This window comes from Janthinobacterium rivuli, assembly GCF_029690045.1.
Classification (GTDB): Bacteria; Pseudomonadota; Gammaproteobacteria; order Burkholderiales; family Burkholderiaceae_D; genus Janthinobacterium; species Janthinobacterium rivuli.
This window is the reverse complement of record NZ_CP121464.1, coordinates 798189-814614: the sequence shown is the minus strand read 5'-3', so window position 1 is coordinate 814614 and position 16426 is coordinate 798189. Positions and strand designations below refer to the sequence as shown.

General features: G+C 64.3%; 13 protein-coding genes. 3 read left to right on the top strand and 10 right to left on the bottom strand.

Going from position 1 to position 16426, the window contains the following annotated elements; genetic code table 11:
• Positions 1 to 9: 9 nt before the first annotated feature.
• Positions 10 to 1989 (top strand): monovalent cation:proton antiporter family protein, encoded by a 1980-nt coding sequence (locus tag P9875_RS03630; protein ID WP_035824107.1) that lies wholly within the window; start codon positions 10 to 12, stop codon positions 1987 to 1989.
• Here the strand turns inward: P9875_RS03630 and P9875_RS03625 are convergent, their stop codons facing one another.
• The 3 genes from P9875_RS03625 to P9875_RS03615 all read right to left on the bottom strand — a co-directional run bounded on the left by P9875_RS03625 (position 1990) and on the right by P9875_RS03615 (position 5256).
• A complete protein-coding gene (locus P9875_RS03625; RefSeq protein WP_278317597.1) occupies positions 1990 to 3147 on the bottom strand; it encodes a GGDEF domain-containing protein in 1158 nt (385 codons plus the stop codon).
• Positions 3148 to 3181: 34 nt separating this feature from the next.
• Entirely contained in the window at positions 3182 to 4033 is an 852-nt protein-coding gene (locus P9875_RS03620) for an MOSC domain-containing protein (RefSeq protein WP_278317596.1), read from the bottom strand.
• Between the two features lie 128 nt (positions 4034 to 4161).
• A complete protein-coding gene (locus P9875_RS03615) occupies positions 4162 to 5256 on the bottom strand; it encodes a type II asparaginase (RefSeq protein ID WP_081922672.1) in 1095 nt (364 codons plus the stop codon).
• A gap of 133 nt (positions 5257 to 5389) precedes the next feature.
• Between P9875_RS03615 and P9875_RS03610 the strand changes: the two genes are divergently transcribed.
• Positions 5390 to 5782 carry a hypothetical protein gene (locus tag P9875_RS03610; protein ID WP_278317595.1) on the top strand — a complete coding sequence of 131 codons (393 nt, stop codon included), beginning with the start codon at positions 5390 to 5392 and terminating at the stop codon, positions 5780 to 5782.
• Positions 5779 to 6615, top strand: a complete 837-nt coding sequence (locus tag P9875_RS03605; protein WP_278317594.1) for a MipA/OmpV family protein — start codon at positions 5779 to 5781, stop codon at positions 6613 to 6615. The genes P9875_RS03610 and P9875_RS03605 overlap by 4 nt, the downstream gene beginning before the upstream one ends.
• Before the next feature lie 5 nt (positions 6616 to 6620).
• On the opposite strand, the gene P9875_RS03600 is transcribed toward P9875_RS03605, so the two are convergent.
• The 7 genes from P9875_RS03600 to P9875_RS03570 form a co-directional block, all read right to left on the bottom strand.
• Positions 6621 to 9074, bottom strand: a complete 2454-nt coding sequence (locus tag P9875_RS03600) for a TonB-dependent receptor (protein ID WP_278317593.1) — start codon at positions 9072 to 9074, stop codon at positions 6621 to 6623.
• A gap of 106 nt (positions 9075 to 9180) precedes the next feature.
• Entirely contained in the window at positions 9181 to 10164 is a 984-nt protein-coding gene (locus tag P9875_RS03595) for a siderophore ABC transporter substrate-binding protein (protein ID WP_225242968.1), read from the bottom strand.
• A 1-nt stretch (position 10165) separates the two neighbouring features.
• On the bottom strand, positions 10166 to 10936 hold the full coding sequence (locus P9875_RS03590; RefSeq protein ID WP_225242969.1) for an ABC transporter ATP-binding protein: 771 nt from the start codon (positions 10934 to 10936) through the stop codon (positions 10166 to 10168).
• Positions 10933 to 11883, bottom strand: a complete 951-nt coding sequence (locus tag P9875_RS03585) for an iron chelate uptake ABC transporter family permease subunit (RefSeq protein ID WP_278317592.1) — start codon at positions 11881 to 11883, stop codon at positions 10933 to 10935. The genes P9875_RS03590 and P9875_RS03585 overlap by 4 nt, the downstream gene beginning before the upstream one ends.
• Positions 11880 to 12836, bottom strand: a complete 957-nt coding sequence (locus P9875_RS03580) for an ABC transporter permease (RefSeq protein WP_278317591.1) — start codon at positions 12834 to 12836, stop codon at positions 11880 to 11882. Before P9875_RS03580 ends, P9875_RS03585 begins: the two co-directional genes overlap by 4 nt.
• The gene (locus P9875_RS03575) at positions 12833 to 14605 is read right to left on the bottom strand and encodes an ABC transporter ATP-binding protein (RefSeq protein WP_278317590.1); all 1773 of its coding nucleotides are present in this window, start codon (positions 14603 to 14605) and stop codon (positions 12833 to 12835) included. Before P9875_RS03575 ends, P9875_RS03580 begins: the two co-directional genes overlap by 4 nt.
• A complete protein-coding gene (locus P9875_RS03570; RefSeq protein ID WP_278317589.1) occupies positions 14599 to 16365 on the bottom strand; it encodes an ABC transporter ATP-binding protein in 1767 nt (588 codons plus the stop codon). The genes P9875_RS03575 and P9875_RS03570 overlap by 7 nt, the downstream gene beginning before the upstream one ends.
• Positions 16366 to 16426: the final 61 nt, after the last annotated feature.

Below are 16426 nucleotides of genomic sequence, written 5' to 3'. Positions count from 1 at the left end.
GGGCAACCCATGTTTTCCTCGCTTGAACTGACCCTGATGTTACTCGGCAGCGCCGTGCTGGGCGTGGTCGCTTTCAGAATGTTGCATTTGCCGCCCATGCTGGGCTACCTGGCCGTTGGCATCGTCATCGGCCCCCACGCGCTGGGTCTGGCAGCGGAAAACGAGGCCAGCCACACCCTGGCCGAATTCGGCGTCGTCTTCCTGATGTTTTCCATCGGGCTCGAATTTTCTCTGCCCAAGTTCCTCGCCATGCGGCGCATCGTCTTCGGCCTTGGCATGGCGCAGGTGGTCACCACCATCATCGCCACCGTCGTCTTCGGCTGGCTCGTCGGACATTATCTGTCCGCCTACATCCACCTGAGCTGGCAAGCCGCGTTCGCCCTGGGCGGCGCGCTGGCCATGTCGTCGACGGCCATCGTCTCGAAAATGCTCACGGAGCGGCTGGAGCTCGAAAGCGAACACGGCCGCAAGATCATCGGCATCTTGCTGTTCCAGGACCTGGCCGTCGTGCCCCTGCTGATCCTGATTCCCGCCCTCACGCGCGATTCGGACAACCTGGCCGAAACCCTGGCCTGGGCCGGCGGCAAGGCCCTCGTCGTACTGATCCTGCTGCTGTTCATCGGCCAGAAACTGGTGCGCGGCTGGCTGACCATCGTCGCCAAGCGCCGCTCGCAAGAATTGTTCATGCTCAACCTGCTGCTGATCACCCTCGGCGCGGCCTGGATCACGGAGCGGGCCGGGCTGTCGCTGGCCTTGGGCGCGTTTGTTGCCGGAATGCTCATTTCCGAGACGGAATTCAAGCACCAGGTGGAAGAGGATATCAAGCCCTTCCGCGACGTGCTGCTGGGCCTGTTCTTCATCACCGTCGGCATGCTGCTCAATATCCGCGTCGTACTCGACAACTGGTGGCTCGTCTTGCTGCTGCTGTGCGGCCCCGTGCTGCTGAAATTCGCGCTGATCGCGGGCCTGGCCCGGCTATTCGGCTCCAGCAACGGCGTGGCCCTGCGCACGGGACTGGGACTGGCGCAGGCGGGCGAGTTCGGCTTCGTGCTGCTGAACCTGGCTGGCGGCATCAAGCTGATGGACCCGTTCGTCGTGCAGGTGGTGCTGGCCTCGATGGTGCTGTCGATGCTGGTGGCGCCCTTCCTCATCGCCAAGTCCGACGCCATCGTCATGAAACTGGCGGCCAACGACTGGATGATGCAATCGCTGGCGCTGACCAAGATCGCCACGCGCACCATGGCCTCGCAGAAACACGTGCTGATCGCCGGCTTCGGGCGCAGCGGACAAAGCCTGGCCACCCTGCTGGCGGAAGAAAAGATCGAATACCACGCGCTGGACCTGGACCCGGAACGGGTGCAGGAAGCGCAGCTGGCTGGCGCCCATGTGTCGTATGGCGACGCGGGCCGGCGCGAAAGCCTGGTGGCGGCCGGTATCTACCGGGCCAGCGCCGTGGTGATCACGTACGCGAACACGCCCTCGGCCTTGAAATTATTGCATTTACTTAACGAAATGGCGCCGACCTTGCCCGTCATCGTGCGCAGCCACGACGATACCGACCTCGACCAGCTGAAGAAGGCGGGCGCGGCCGAAGTGGTGCCGGAATTGATGGAAGGCAGTCTGATGCTCGCTTCGCACGCGCTGATCATGATGGGCGTGCCCCTGCGCCGCGTGGTGCACCGGGTGCAGGCGGCGCGCGAGGAGCGTTATGCGTCCCTGCGCGGCTATTTCCACGGTTCCAGCGACGCGGGTGACGATGCCGAGCTGGAGCGCCTGCATACGGTCACCGTCAGCGAAGGCGCGCACTGCGTGGGCTTGCCCCTGAGCACGATCGACGTGGCCGGCTGCGGCGCTGCCGTGACGACCATTCGCCGCGGCCGCGGCCGCCTTGATGTCACGCCCGAGACGCAACTGGCCAGCGGCGACGTGGTGGTGCTGCGCGGCACGGCCGACGCCGTGGCCAAAGCGGAAACGTTACTGTTAAAGTAATTAACCGGGCTGTGCCTGCCAGCTGACGACCTTGTTGCGGCCATCGGCCTTGGCCTGGTACAGGGCCTGGTCGGCATGCGCCACCAGTTGCTGCGCCACCGTTTCGATGGGGAGTAGCGCCGCGTCCGCTTCCAGGCTGGCCACGCCGATCGACACGCTGACCCACGCTTGCGCGCTGCCCGGCAAGTCGAACATGGTGCCGGCGATGCTGGCGCGGATGCGCTCGGCCACGAAGGTCGCGCTGTCGAGGTCGGCGTCGATCAGCAGCACGACGAATTCCTCGCCGCCGAAGCGGCCCAGCGCGTCCGAGCGGCGCAATTCCATGCGGATGCGCGTCGCCACTTCGCGCAGCACTTCATCGCCGCCCTGGTGGCCGTACGTGTCATTGACCAATTTGAAATGGTCGATGTCGATATACATGCATGAGATGCAATAATTCTGGCGCCGCGCGCGGGCGATTTCTTCCAGCAGGCGGCGGTCGATATAGCGGCGGTTATAGACGCCCGTCAGAGAATCGGTCAAGCCGATGTATTTGAGCATTTCATTGCTGATCACGTTTTCCAGGCAAATGGCGATGATGGACGCCATGTGCTTGATGAAATCCGTGCCCAGCGCGGGCGTAAAGCGCGTCACGTCGCTGCTGGCCAGGTTCAGGCTGCCAATCAGGCGCTTGTTGCGCAGCAAGGGCACCAGCGCCACGCTGCGCAGCGCATCGATACCCGGAAAACGCGGGCCATGCACGGCCGCATCGAAGGCCCCCAGCAGCGGCATCGGCGGCAAGGCCGCTTCGCCCTCGGCCACGGGCTTTGGTGCGGCAAAACCCAGCTCCGCCACGGCATGCACGAACAGCAACTGCGGAAAGGCGCTGAAATCGACGCCCAGCTTTTCCATCACCAGCACGATATCGTCATCCTCGTCGAGCAGGCTCAAAGTCACGCCGTCGAGGTCGGAAATCACGGGCAAGGTGCGGAAGATGGTGCCGATCAGTTCGGGAAACGTGGACGCGCCGACGATTTCCAGGTCGAACGCCTGGTGACGGCACATGATGTCGTGGTTGCGCTCGACCTGTTCCAGCAGGAAAGCCATACGCGCCCGCAAGGCCTGGTTTTCGGCTTCGAGGCTGGCAATGCGCGGATCCGGCGGTATTGCTTGATTCATAGAAACCTTAAACCCTTGTGTGCGGGCGCCATGCTTAAAATGCCAGTTCGAAACCGATGTCCTGCCCCACCACGATACGCTCATCGCCGCCTTCGGTGACGATGGCGTTCATGCCGAAGCAGATGGCGCCGTCGAGCTCGGGCTTGGCGCGGTAGCCATGCATGACATCGAGCGGGTCCGGTCCGGGCACGCCCGTGGCCTGGTCCACCGACGGGATCGGGCAGCGCGAGCACGGCTTGACGGGTTTTAGCACGGTCGCGCCGAATTGCAGGAAGTCGGCGTAGTCTTCCTCGAAGGCGCCGATGTCGCCGATGACGAGGTTGGGGCGGAAACGGTTCATCGGCAAGGCCTCGCGGCCGGCGGCGCGCAGCTTGTCGTTGACGTCATCGAGCGAAGCGGCGCCGGCGATCAGCACCGGGTAGCCATCGGCAAACATGGTCTCGGCAGCCACGCCGTCCGTCCATTTGGTGCTCGTGGCGCGCACCACGTCCGGGTGAAAGCGCACCAGCCGGCACGGCACGCCGATGGCGTTGGAAAACCAGGTGGCCGTGACGTCGTCGCAATCGTAGGCGCGCACGCTATCGTCCCACACTTGCACGTCCAGCATCGGTGCCAGTTGCGGATGCGGCAAACCCAGCTCGATTTCCAGGCGCAGCATGCCCGGCGCGCGCAATTCCAGGGTGGTGGCCTTGATGGACGGCACGATCAGCGCCATGCGCGGATGTTCGCGCTGGGTCAGGAAGCGGCCCTGCTCATCGACCACCATCCATTCGCGGTCGAACACGTGCTCGCTCATCAGCCCCGAGCGCGTCAGGACCGCTTCGCGCAAATGGATGCCGGCGCACGATTTGATCGGATACAGGATGATGTCGGACAGGATAGCCATGAACCAGGGACAAGGAACAGTGTTGCTGCTTCTGCCAGGAAGTTATTCAGAAGCGAAGTATGGCAGCAAAGCGGGCAAGCGTAAATCGGCCAGGCTCAGCCAATAAGGCTGGCCCGGCATGACAAGGATCAATACGTGTAGAAAATACGCTGGATTTCTTGCGTGCTATTTGTTTTGGTCAAGGCCAGCATCAGCAGGATGCGGGCTTTTTGCGGATTCAGGGTGTCGGACACGACACTGTCGAGTTCATCGTCGTTGGCTTCGCCATTGCGCGCCACGATGCCCTGGCCGACACGGCTCGAACGCACGATCAGCACGCCCTTCTGGCGCGCTTCCACCAGGGCCGGCTTCATTTGCGCGGCCACGCTGCCATCGCCGACGCCTGCGTGGATGATGCCCTTGGCGCCAGCGGCGATGAAGGCGTCCATGCCGACACGGTTCATGTTGGCGTAGCCGTAAACGATGTCCACTTGCGGCAGGGCATCGAGCTTGCTGATGTCAAATTCCGATTCCAGGGTGTGCTTGCGCGTCGACTGGCGGTAGAAGAAGGCCTTGCTGCCCTGAATGTAGCCAAGCATGCCCAGTTCCGGCGACTTGAAGGTGTCGGTCGTCGAAGTGTTGGTTTTGGTCACTTCGCGCGCGGCGTTGATCTGGTCGTTCAAGGCCACCAGCACGCCCTTGCCCACGGCTTCCTTGCTACCTGCCAGCATCACGGCGTTGTACAGGTTGATCGGGCCGTCAGCCGAAATGGCCGTCGATGGACGCATGGCGCCCACCACGACCACCGGTTTATGGCTTTTCACGGTCAGGTTCAGGAAATACGCCGTTTCCTCGATGGTGTCGGTGCCGTGCGTCACGACCACGCCATCGACCTCGTTCGAGGCGAGCAGCACGTTGATGCGCTTGGCCAGGGCCAGCCAGTGGCTATTACCCATGCTTTCGCTGGCGATCTGGAACACTTGCTCGCCTTTTACGTTTGCCACTTTCTTCAATTCCGGCACGGCCGCGATCAGGCGCTCGACGCCCACGGTGGCCGAGGTGTAGCCGACGGTGGTGGTGCTGTCGGCGCCGCTGCCGGCGATGGTGCCGCCCGTGGCCAGAATCACTACATTCGGCAATTTGACGGCCGCCTGCTGCGCGCGCGCGGGGGAGGCGGCGATAAAGCCCATCAGCATGGTAGCCAGCATCAGCTGTGCACAAGAATGGAATTTGCGTGAAAACATGGTGCTCCCGTGAAGTGTACTGTCAAAAATAACAAAGTCGTGTGCAAATTATATGTCATCCATGCCGGGGAAAATCCCGAATTCATGCGTATCGGGCAAACGTGCGCGCCTTCCCATGCGCTACAGTGGCGCCATGTCCACACTGTTCCCCTTCCGGTCTTGCCTCGTCCTGCCGCTCGTCTTGATGGCACTGAGCGCCTGCTCCACGCAAATCGAACTGCGCACGGCGGCGCAGCAGGAACAGTTCGGACGCGAGGCGGCCAGCCGGGGCGACTGGGCGCTAGCCATGCGCAACTACGCGGACGCCGTCGGGAATGTCGAACTGGGCCATGGCGATCCCGCTTGGCAGGCGCGGCTGCACCACGAGGCGGGACGGGCCGCCAGCGCAGCCTGCCGCGACGATGCGGCCGAATTCCATTTCCGCCAGGCCATCGCGCTGGCAAAGAAAAGCGGTCAATCGAGCGCGCTCAGCGACAAGGCGCTGGAATCGCTACAGGCCGGCAAACCCTGCGGAGTTCCTCGATGAATATCGCACGCACCTTGCTGACAGCATCGGCCCTCTTCGCCGCCTTGGCGCCGGCGCGCGCCGCCGAAGCACCGCTGCCCTTATGGGAAGCGGGCGTGTTTGGCGGCACGGCCGTCACACCCGCCTATCCGGGCGCCAGCGAACGCTCGACGCGCAGCCTGGCCCTGCCCTATCTGATTTATCGCGGGAAAGTGTTGCGCGCAGATCGCTCCGGCGTGGGCGCGCGCCTGTTCAACACGGACCGCCTCGACTTCGATATCGGTTTTGCCCTGTCCTTGCCGGCCCGCTCCAGCGACGTGCCGGCCCGGCGCGGTATGCCAGACCTGGGTACGCTGGTGGAATTTGGCCCGCGCCTGAAAATCAAACTGGCCGAGCCGACCCAGCACAGCCGCCTGGGACTGGAACTGCCCTTGCGCGCCGTCATCGAAGCGCGCGGCGGCCTGCGCCGCCAGGGCACCACCTTCGAGCCGCGCCTGCTCTACCGTCTGAACGATGACGGCCAGGCATGGCACGTCGATGCCAGCCTGGGCGCCGTGCTGGGCAATGCCGCCATCAACGATTACTTGTATGGCGTCAACCCCGCGTTTGCCACCAGTCAGCGCCCCGCGTATGCGGCAAAAAGCGGGCTGATGCTCACGCGCCTGGGCCTCGGTGGTTCGTACCGGCTGCAGCGGGACTGGCGCGCCTTTGCTTTTTTGCGCTACGACAACTACTCAGGCGCCGCCAACCGCGCCAGCCCCCTGCTGCGCCAGAACAGCGGCACCTCGGCCGGCATCGGCCTGATGTGGACGTGGCGCCGCTCGGACAGTCTGGCGCGGGGTCCAGACGACTAGCCGGATTAAAACTCCGTCGTGGCCGACAGCATGAAAGTGCGCGGCGCACCCAGGCCCAGGCTGGTCCATTGCGGCAGCGCCCAGTACGCCCGGTTGCCGACGTTCGTCACGCTGGCGCGCACGGTCAGGGGCCGGCCCGCCGCCTGCGTCGCATAGCGGGCGCCCAGGTCAAACACGGTACGGCCCGGCACGGACATCGAATTGTCGGCATTGATGTATTGCTTCGATGCCGCCGTCGCATTCGCCGTCAGGGTCACGCCGGGGATGGCGGGCGTATCCCACTCGACGCCGAGCTTGGCTTGCAGCTTGGGCACGCCCGTGGCCTGCTTGCCCTGGTTGGCGCCGCCCACCGTCTTGCTCAAGACGGGGTCGACATACGCCACGCCGCCCATCAGGCGCACGTCGCGCAAGGGCGAACCGAAGAAGCCCCAGTCGACGCCGCGGTTGCGCTGTTCCCCGCCAAAGGAAAAGACATTGCTGACCGGGTCAACATAGCTGCTGGGCCGCTTGATTTCATACAGGCTGACCGTATGCGCGAACTCGCCCAGGTCGACCTTGACGCCAAGCTCCGCCTGTTTCGACTTGTAGGGCGCAAAGACTTCGCCCGAGTTGGCCGCCGTCAACGGCGCCGTGGCGCCCTGGCTCAAGCCTTCGATGTAATTGCCGTACAGAGAGATAGTCTTGCTGGCCTTGACCAGCAGGGCGACGGCCGGCGTGGTGGCGCCTTCGTCATAGCGCGAGGTGCGCGCGCCCGTCTTGATATTGAAGCTGTCGCTGAGTACTTCCTGGCGGCGCAGACCCACCGTCAGCTGCACGGTGTCTTGCGCAAAGGACAGCGTGTCGACCAGGCCGACACTGGCCAGGCGCAATTCCGCCTTGGAAATTTGCGGCGCCTCGAAGCGCGTCGCCGGCCCCCAGACGGGGTGGTAGATATTCGTGATCCAGTCTTTCGCCAGGGTATTGCGGCGTCCGTACTGCTTGTCCGTGTGGTGGTAATACGTGGCGTTGACGGCCCATTGATGGCCGATGTCGCCCGTGCGCAACTTGCCCCGCAAACCAATTTCCGCTGACTGCTTTTCCACGTCAAAACCCAGGTCGGCAAGATTGGTGCGGTAGTCGCCGGCCGTGTTGAACACCTGGATCAGGTAGGCGCCCGTCGACTGGTAATCGGCCCGGCTGGCCCCCACGGCGGCATACGCCATCACCTGCGCATTCAAGTCCAGCTCGCCGCGCAGCATGGCGCCCTTGTCCTTGGTGTCGTAAAACGCCCAGCTGGGATTGAGCAAGGTTTCCGCTTTCGGCGGACGCGGCACGGGCAAGCCGGGGGCCAGGTTGACGCCCCGGTTCAAGCCATCGGCACGGTCCTCGCTGTGGTACAGGTCGGCGGACAGGCGCGCGCCGTTGCCACGCCAGTCCAGGCCCACGGAGACGAGCCGGGTCTTCTTTTTCTGGTGGTCGATGGCGCCGTCGCCATCGCGGTAGACGCCGTTGACGCGGATGCCGAACTGTTTATGCTCGCCAAAGCGCTGGCCCAGATCAATATGCCCACCGAACTGCGCATCCGACATATACGATGCCGTCACCCTCGCCAGCGGCGTCTCGCCCGCGCGCTTGGGCACGAGGTTGATGCTGCCGCCCACCGAGCCGCCCGGTGGCATGCCATTGAGCAAGGCCGATGGCCCTTTCAGCACCTCGATGCGCTCGAACATTTCAGGCGAGGTGCGGTAATACGGCGAGATGCCGTACAGGCCGCCAAACGCGACGTCGCCGATATTCGAGCTGAAGCCCCGTATCGAATAGTTCTCGCCGATGATGCCCGTCATGCCGCTGCTGAAGACGGTGGGATCGGTGGCGGCAATCACATCGGTGATGTCGCGCGCCTGGCGGTCTTCGATGAATTTATCCGTATAGCTGATGGTGTTGAACGGGGTTTCCATGAAATCCTTGTCGCCCAGGAATCCCACGCGGCCGCCGGACGCCACTTGGCCACCCGCGTAAGCATCCGTCACCGTGTTGCCCTTGCCCCACACCGTCACAGCCGGCATGGTCGCGGCGGCCTCGGCGGCTGCGCCATGCACCGCTTCGCGGCGCACCGTATAGCTGCCATTGCCTTCGCGTACGGCCTGCAAGCCGTGGCCGCGCAGCAATTCATAAAAGCCTTCGGGCACGCTGTAACTGCCGGACAGGCCGGCGCTGTTCTTGCCTTGCAGCAGGCTCGCCTCGACCGTCAATTCCACGCCCGCCTCGGCGGCGAAAATGTTGAGCGCCGAGCCCAGCGCACCGGCCGGCACGCTGAACGCTTGCCGGGCCTGCCCCGCCCCCGCTTGCGCGTAGGCCGGCGGAGCCGCGACGCCCAGCGCCCCCATGGTCAAGCCCGTGACGAGCGCCAGTTGCACGGCGTTGGCGATGCGGCTCAGGTTCAAGGCGGGAAGGTGGCGCGTTGCCATGCGGTGTGTCATACGGTAAATCCTTTCAGAGGGGATGATTGCTTGTTCTCACCCTATCTCCCGAACGAAAAGGCAAAACCCTCAATGCAAATACGAATCATTACAAAAATAACTTAGATTATTGATAGCCCCTGAGCACGTCGTCGATCACCCGCTTCAGCGACGTCACGCTGGCCGCCGTGATGTACCAGGCGTCCGCATCGACGAAGACCACGCGGCCGTTCTTCCAGGCATTGGTCTGGCGCAGCAGCGGATTGGCCATCTGCTCGGCCGTCATGACGGGACGGTGTTCCATCACGGCCGTCCGGTCGACCACATAGATGATGTCGGGGTTGGCTTGCTGGATGAATTCGCTGGAAATCGGTTGCCCATGCAAGCCCGCTTCGATGGCCGTGCTGGCCGGTTTCACGCCCAGCGCATCGAAGACGAAACCGTAGCGCGACCGCACGCCAAAGGAGCTGAAGGCGCCATTATTGTGCAGCACGATGAGCGCCTTCTCGGGACGCTCCTGCGTCATTTTGCGCGCATCCGTCACCTTCGCGTCAAGCTCGGCGGCTTTCCGGCTGGCGAGATCTTCCTTGCCGAAGATGCGGCCCAGGGTCAGCAAGTGCTGCTTGACCACCTCGATGTGCTGGCTTTCGCTGTTCTGGTAATCCACGTCGAAATGCAGGGTAGGCGCGATCTGGCTCAGTTCCTTGTAATGGTTGGCCTGGATCGACGTCATCAGTATCAGATCGGGCTGGAGCGCGTGGATGTGTTCCAGGTTCGGCTGCACTATGGCGCCCAGGTCGCGGATGTTCGCGTCGTCCTTGTAGCGCGTGAGGAAATGCGGCACATAATCCTTCACCATGCCGGCCACGGGCACGCCCAGCTGGTCGAGGAAATCGACTTCGTTCATGTCGAGCACGGCCACCCTCTGCGGACGCTGTTGGATCACCGTCGTGCCCAGCTTGTGCTCAATGGTGATGGGAGTAAATGCCTGCTCCGACGCGGAAGCGGCAGGCGCTGGCGGTGCCGTGGACGCCTTGTCGGTGCAGCCTTGCAGGACGGCCATGGCGGCGAGCAGCACGGCCAGCGCGCAGTGGGATTTGTTCCAGATCATCTCAAGCTCCTGTGGGGGTAAAGTAATTGCAGACGCAGCCGCGCTCATTGAGCACGATGTGAAAATCGATGTCGTACAGCGCGCGCAAGCGTGCCTCGGTGACGACCTCGTGCGCGGGACCAGCAAAGCGCACGGCGCCGCCCTGCATGGCAACGATGTGGTCGGAATAATTGGCGGCGAAATTGATGTCGTGGATCACCAGGATCACGGTGCGGCCCTGCTCGTCGCACAGGCGGCGCAGCGCGCGCATGATCTGCACGGCGTGCTTCATGTCGAGGTTGTTGAGCGGCTCGTCGAGCAGCAGAATATCCGTTTGCTGGGCGATCGTCATGGCCAGGAAGGCCATCTGGCGCTGGCCGCCGCTCAGCTCATCGACGTAGCTGGCGCGCAAGTTTTCCAGCGACAGAAAGGCGATGGCGTCATCGATGGCTTGCCGGTCTTGCGCCGTCAAGCTACCTCGGCTGTAGGGGAAGCGGCCGAAGGCGACGAGCTCTTCCACCGTCAGGCGCAAATGAAAATCGGGCGACTGGCGCAGGGTGGCCACCCGTCTTGCATAGTCCTGGATCTTGATGGCCGCGATGCTGCGCCCGTCTATCGTAATCTCGCCGCCATTCGCTTCCTGCAGGCGCGCGATGAGCATCAGCAAGGTCGTCTTGCCGGCGCCATTCGGACCGATCAGAGACGTCACTTTGCCCTTGGGAAACTGCGCGCTGACGTGGGCCAGCACGCGCTTTTCTCCGTAGCTTTTTTCAATCTGGTTGACGTGAATCATGCGGTGCCTCGGGTGCGAACCATGAGCGCGAGGAAATACGCGCCACATACGAGGTTGACGAGGATGCCAACCGTGGTCCGGTAATTGAAAACGTGCTCGACCAGAAGCTGGGCGGCCAGGAAGATGACGATGGCGATGGCGCAACCCAGCGGCAAGGTCGCGCGATGGCGCGCCGTGCGGGCCAGGGCATAGGTCGTGTTTGCCACGAAGATGCCCATGAAGGCCGTGGGGCCCAGCAAACTCGTCGACACGGCCACCAGCACGGCGATCAGCGTCAGCTGCAGCCGCACCATGCGCCGGTAATCGATACCGAGCGAGATCGCCTGTTCGCGCCCCAGCGCCAGCACGTCGAGCGCCGGCAGGGTTTTCAGCACAGCCACACAGGCGGCGCCCGCCAGCAGGGCCGAGGTCAGCAATTGTGCGGGCTGCGCCTTGTTGAACGAGGCCTGGCTGAAACCTTGCAGGATGGCAAATTCGCCGGGACTGATACGCAGCTGGATGAACTGGGTGAACGTGCCGATCACCATCGTCAGGACAAAACCCAGCAGCAGCAAAAAATACACGTTGTTCTTGCCATCACGAAACAGCCAATAGTGGATGGCCCAGGAATACGCGAGCATCAGCGCGATCGACAGCACAAAATTGCCGTTCTGTCCCAGCAGTACGACGCTGTGCATGCCCATCGCGAGGATCAGCAGCGATTGCAGCAGCAGGTACACGGCTTCATAACCCATGACGGCCGGCGTCAGTATCCGGTTGCCGGCGATGGTCTGGAACACAATCGACGACACGGCCACGCAAACGCCGCCGATGGCGATGGCGGCCAGGCGAGAGAGGCGCTTGGGGATGATGTAATCGAAGTCGAGATTGGCGCCGAGGAAGAGAAACACCACGGCCAAAGCAAGCACGGCCAGCCACAGCGTCCGCTGGTTCACACTGCGCTTCATCGCCGCCCCCGGATGATCAGGACGAGGAACAGCACCCCGCCCACGCCGCCCGCCGTCATGCCGATCGGCACTTCGAACGGGTAGATCAGCAAGCGCCCGGCGATGTCGCAGGCCAGCAGCAGCGACGCGCCGCACAGGGCGACGATGGGCAAGGTGCGGTCCAGCTTGTCGCCGTAGCGCAAGGCCACCAGGTTGGGGATGGCCAGCCCGACAAACGGGATCGCTCCCACCGTGATCACCGTGGCCGCCACCGTGACGGCCACCAGCATCAGGCCCAGCGCCACCGTGCCCGCATAGTTCAGGCCCAGGCTGGTCGCCATGCCCTCGCCCATGCCCAGCACGGTAAAACGCTGCGCGTACACATACGTGAGGGCAACGATGGGCAGGATCAGGTAAATGATTTCATAGTTACCCTGCACGATGCGCGAAAAATCGCCGAGCAGCCAGCCCTGCATGTTTTGCAACATGTTGTTGCGGTAGGCATAGAACTCGGCCACGGCGCTCAGCACGCCGCCATACACGAGGCCGATCACGGGGACGAGTATCGTGTTCTTGAAGCGGATGCGGCGGATCAGGGCCACGTACAGTACGCTGGCGGCAAGGCAGAAGGCCAGCGCGAACGCAATCTTGCCCGCCGTGCCCGCCGCTGGCGCCACGGTCAGCGCCACGAGGATGCCCAGCTTGGCCGCGTCGAGGCCGCCCGAGGTGGCCGGCTCGACGAATTTGTTGCGCACGATGTGCTGCAGGATGACGCCGCACACGGACAGGCCCACGCCCGTCAGCACCAGCGCCGCCAGACGCGGCAGCCGGCTGGCCGTCAGGGTCAGCCAAGCATCGGCAGACAGCGCGCCGGACGATGACAACAGTTGTGCCCACTCCATCTGCCTGGCGCCCACCAGCAAGGAGGCGCAGCACAGCAGCACGAAAAGGAAAAGCAGACGCGCGTGTGTCAAATGCCGGACTCCGGCGCAGGCGCGGCGATGCGCCAGCCCTTGGCCGCCTGGCGCTGGGTCAGGAAGTGGGCATACAGGCCGCCCTGCGCGCGCAAGGTAGCTGGCGCGCCCTGCTCGCCCAGGGTGCCGCCATCGAGCACGACGATCTGGTCAGCCATGGCCACCGTCGACAACTGGTGCGCGATGACGATCACCGTGCGCTTGCCGCGCAGCCGCGCCAGCGCTTCGGCGATGGCGGCCTGGTTTTCCGCGTCGAGCGCGGCCGTCGCCTCGTCGACCAGCAAAATCGGCGCATCCTTGACCAGCGCGCGGGCGATGGCGATGCGCTGGCGTTCGCCGCCGGACAGGCGCGCGCCGCCCTCGCCCACCAGGGTATCGAGTCCCTGCGGCAAGCGGGCGATGATCTCGGCCACGCCCGCCTGGCGCGCAGCGTCCAGCACCTCGGCCTCGGTCGCGTCCGGCTCGCCGATGCGGATGTTGTCACCGATGCTGCCCTGGAACAGATAGCTGTCCTGGAAGATCTGGCTGATCTGGCCGGCCAATTGCTCGCTGGACATGTCGCGCACATCGACGCCACCCACCAGCACCGCACCCGCACTGGCGTCAAAGAAGCGCGCGATCAGGCGCACCAGGGTCGTCTTGCCGGAACCGGAAGCGCCGATCAGCGCCGTCATGCTGCCCGGCGCAATCTTCAGGTTGATGTCCGTCAAGACGTCGGGCTGGTCCGGTGCATAGCGGAAGTGCACGTTGCGCAACTCAACGGAACCATCGCGCGGCGCTTGCGGCTGCTGTGCTTCCGGCAAGGGCTGCACGGCGAACATCTCGCGCGCCGCATCGAGCGGACCGCGCGCGCCGCGCAGCACTTCACCATAGCTGGCCACTTCCTGCAACGGGTCGACAAAGCGCACCACCAGCAGCAATGCCACGATGACAGAAATAGCGTCACCCGCAGCCGATGCCGCCCCCAGCAAACCCTGCAGCCACAGCGCGGCAACGGCCAGCAAGGCGGCGAAGATGGCTTGCACGGTCCAGGCGTTGAGCACGGAAGACAGCGCGGAAAGATAGATCAGCCGCGTGCCTGAGTGGCGCTGCGCGTCGATGGCTTGCTTGAGGAAACGCGTGCCACCATCCGCATTTTCGCCGTTAAATGCACGCAGCACCGATTGGGCTTGCGCAAACTCGACCAGGCGCTGGCTGGTCTGGGCAAAGTGGTGGTGATAGGCATCGTCGGCGCGCTGGCCCAGGTGCGCCGTCAGCCGCAAGGCGCCAGCCAGCAGAGGCAGCGCCAGCAACGCGATGAGACCCAGCTGCCAGTGCAGCGCGAACAGCGCGGCGAGCAATACGACGGGCGTGACGGCGCCGCAGATCACGGGCGTCAATACGTGGGCCGGCAGCTGCGCCACATTCATCATGCCCTGCGTAATGACGTGACCAAGTTTTGCCGTATTTTCCGGCGTGAACCAGCCGACGGGCAGGCGCGCCACGTGGTCGCCCAGGCGCTGGCGCGCCCCTTGCAAGACCGTCACACCCACGCGCACGCCCGCTTTTTCCACCTGGCGCCGCCAGGCCCAGCAGGCGACCAGCCCGGCCAGCAGCACCAGCAGCCACAGGGCCGCGCCGTCCAGGTCGCCAGCCAGCAGCCGGCCCAGGGCCAGCACCAGCGCCGTGATCGTCAGTCCGCTGAGCACGCCGTACGCGAGCGCCATGGCGCAGTAGCGGCGGAACACGGGCGCGTCATCGCCCAGCAGTTGAATAAATGTTTTCAGCATGGGAGCACCGCATCTTCCTGGGAATCTTGATAGCCGCCCAGCGCCCACAGTTGCGCATAGCGGCCCTGGTGGGCGAGCAAGCCGGCATGGCTGCCCTGCTCGACGATGGCGCCGTTCTCGACCACGACGATGTTGTCGGCATGCATGACCGTGTCGAGCCGGTGCGCGATCACCAGCAGGGTTCGGCCCTGGGCAAAGCGCGACAGGGCGTCCTGGATCGCCACTTCGTTTTCGGCGTCCGCCGCGGCCGTCGCTTCATCGAGCACCAGCACGGACGGGTCGAGCAGCACGGCGCGGGCGATGCTCACGCGCTGCAACTCGCCGCCGGACAGCTGCGCATCCTCGCCGATGACGGAATCGTAGCCGCGCGGCAAAGCCAGAATGCGTTCGTGGATGTTCGCCAGGCGCGCCGCCGCTTCGATCTCATGCGTACTGGCAGATGGCCGGCCCAGCGCGATGTTTTCGCGCACGCTGGCGTGGATCAGCCGCACTTCCTGCAGCACGAAACCGATGCGCCGGTACAGCTCGGGCGTGGCGATGTGCCGCAGGTCGACGCCGCCCAGGGTGATGCGCCCTTCGCTCGGGTCGAAAAAGCGCAGCAGCAGCCGCGCCAGGGTCGACTTGCCGGAACCGGAGGCGCCGACGATGGCCGTCACCGTGCCAGGACGCAAAGTGAGCGTAATGTCCGACAGCACCTTGTTCTGGCCATCGTAGGCATAGCCCACGTGCTCCATGCGGATCTCCGTGCCGATGGGCAACTGCTGCTGCCCGGGCGCCGGCTGCGCCAGCACGGGCGTATCGAGCAAGGCTTGCACGCGCTGGGCCGCGCCCGTGGCGTTGTTGAGGTCATGCGTGAGGTAATGTAGCAGCAGCATCGGTGCGGAAATGCCGGGCGCCACGAGGGCGAACGGCAGGATATCGACGGGTGCCATCGCCTCCAGCGCCACGAAGGCCGTGCCGGCAAGCACCACCACGCCCAGCACGGCGACGGGCGCTATCAGCGCGTTGGCGTTGGCCATGGAACCGACCAGCGGACGCGTAAACGCGGCGAACGCGTCGGCAAACGCATCGACGGCCGCGCGGTAGCTGCCGTGCGCACGCCCCGTGGCGCCAAAGGCCTTGACCACGGGAATGCCGTTGACGAACTCCACCACGGCATTGTTGATGCGTCCCATGCCGGCGACGAATTGTTCCATGTTGCCGCCGCTGGCTTTCATGGCACGGCCGAAGAACAGGAAAAAGCCGGGAAATGGCAATATCGAAACGATGGCCAGGCGCCAGTCCATGGCGAACAGGTACACGACGGAGATGGCGATGGCGCCCACGGCGCGTCCCGTTGTCGTATAGAAGTGGGCGGTAAGGCTGTGCAAGGTATTGATGTCGTCCTGCATCGCCTGCTTGACCTCGCCCGAGGCCCGGCTGGTGAACCAGCCCAGCGGCACCTGCCCCAGGCGCTGCATGGCTTGCAGGCGCAATTGATGGGTGAGGCGGTTGTCGGCCAGGTGCGCGGCCAGCTCGCCCAGCGTGATCAGGGCCATGCCGGCAAACAGGCAGGCTACGCTGACGAGAATAGTGGGCCAGATGCCAAGCTGCGCGGCCGCAGGGGACAGGGCGATGCTGGCGATATGCGCGATGCCGGCCAGCGGCACCAGGGTCAGCATGGAACCCGTGCCGGCCAGCACGGCTGCGACGATCAGGCGCCCGCGGATCGGTTGCAGTATCCGGCTGATCGGGCCGGCCTGGCTGCTGTGGCTACTCATGGGAAAAACGGGAAAAAGCGTGCATAAGTTCAATGGATAAGGGTGGCTCTCACCCTATATC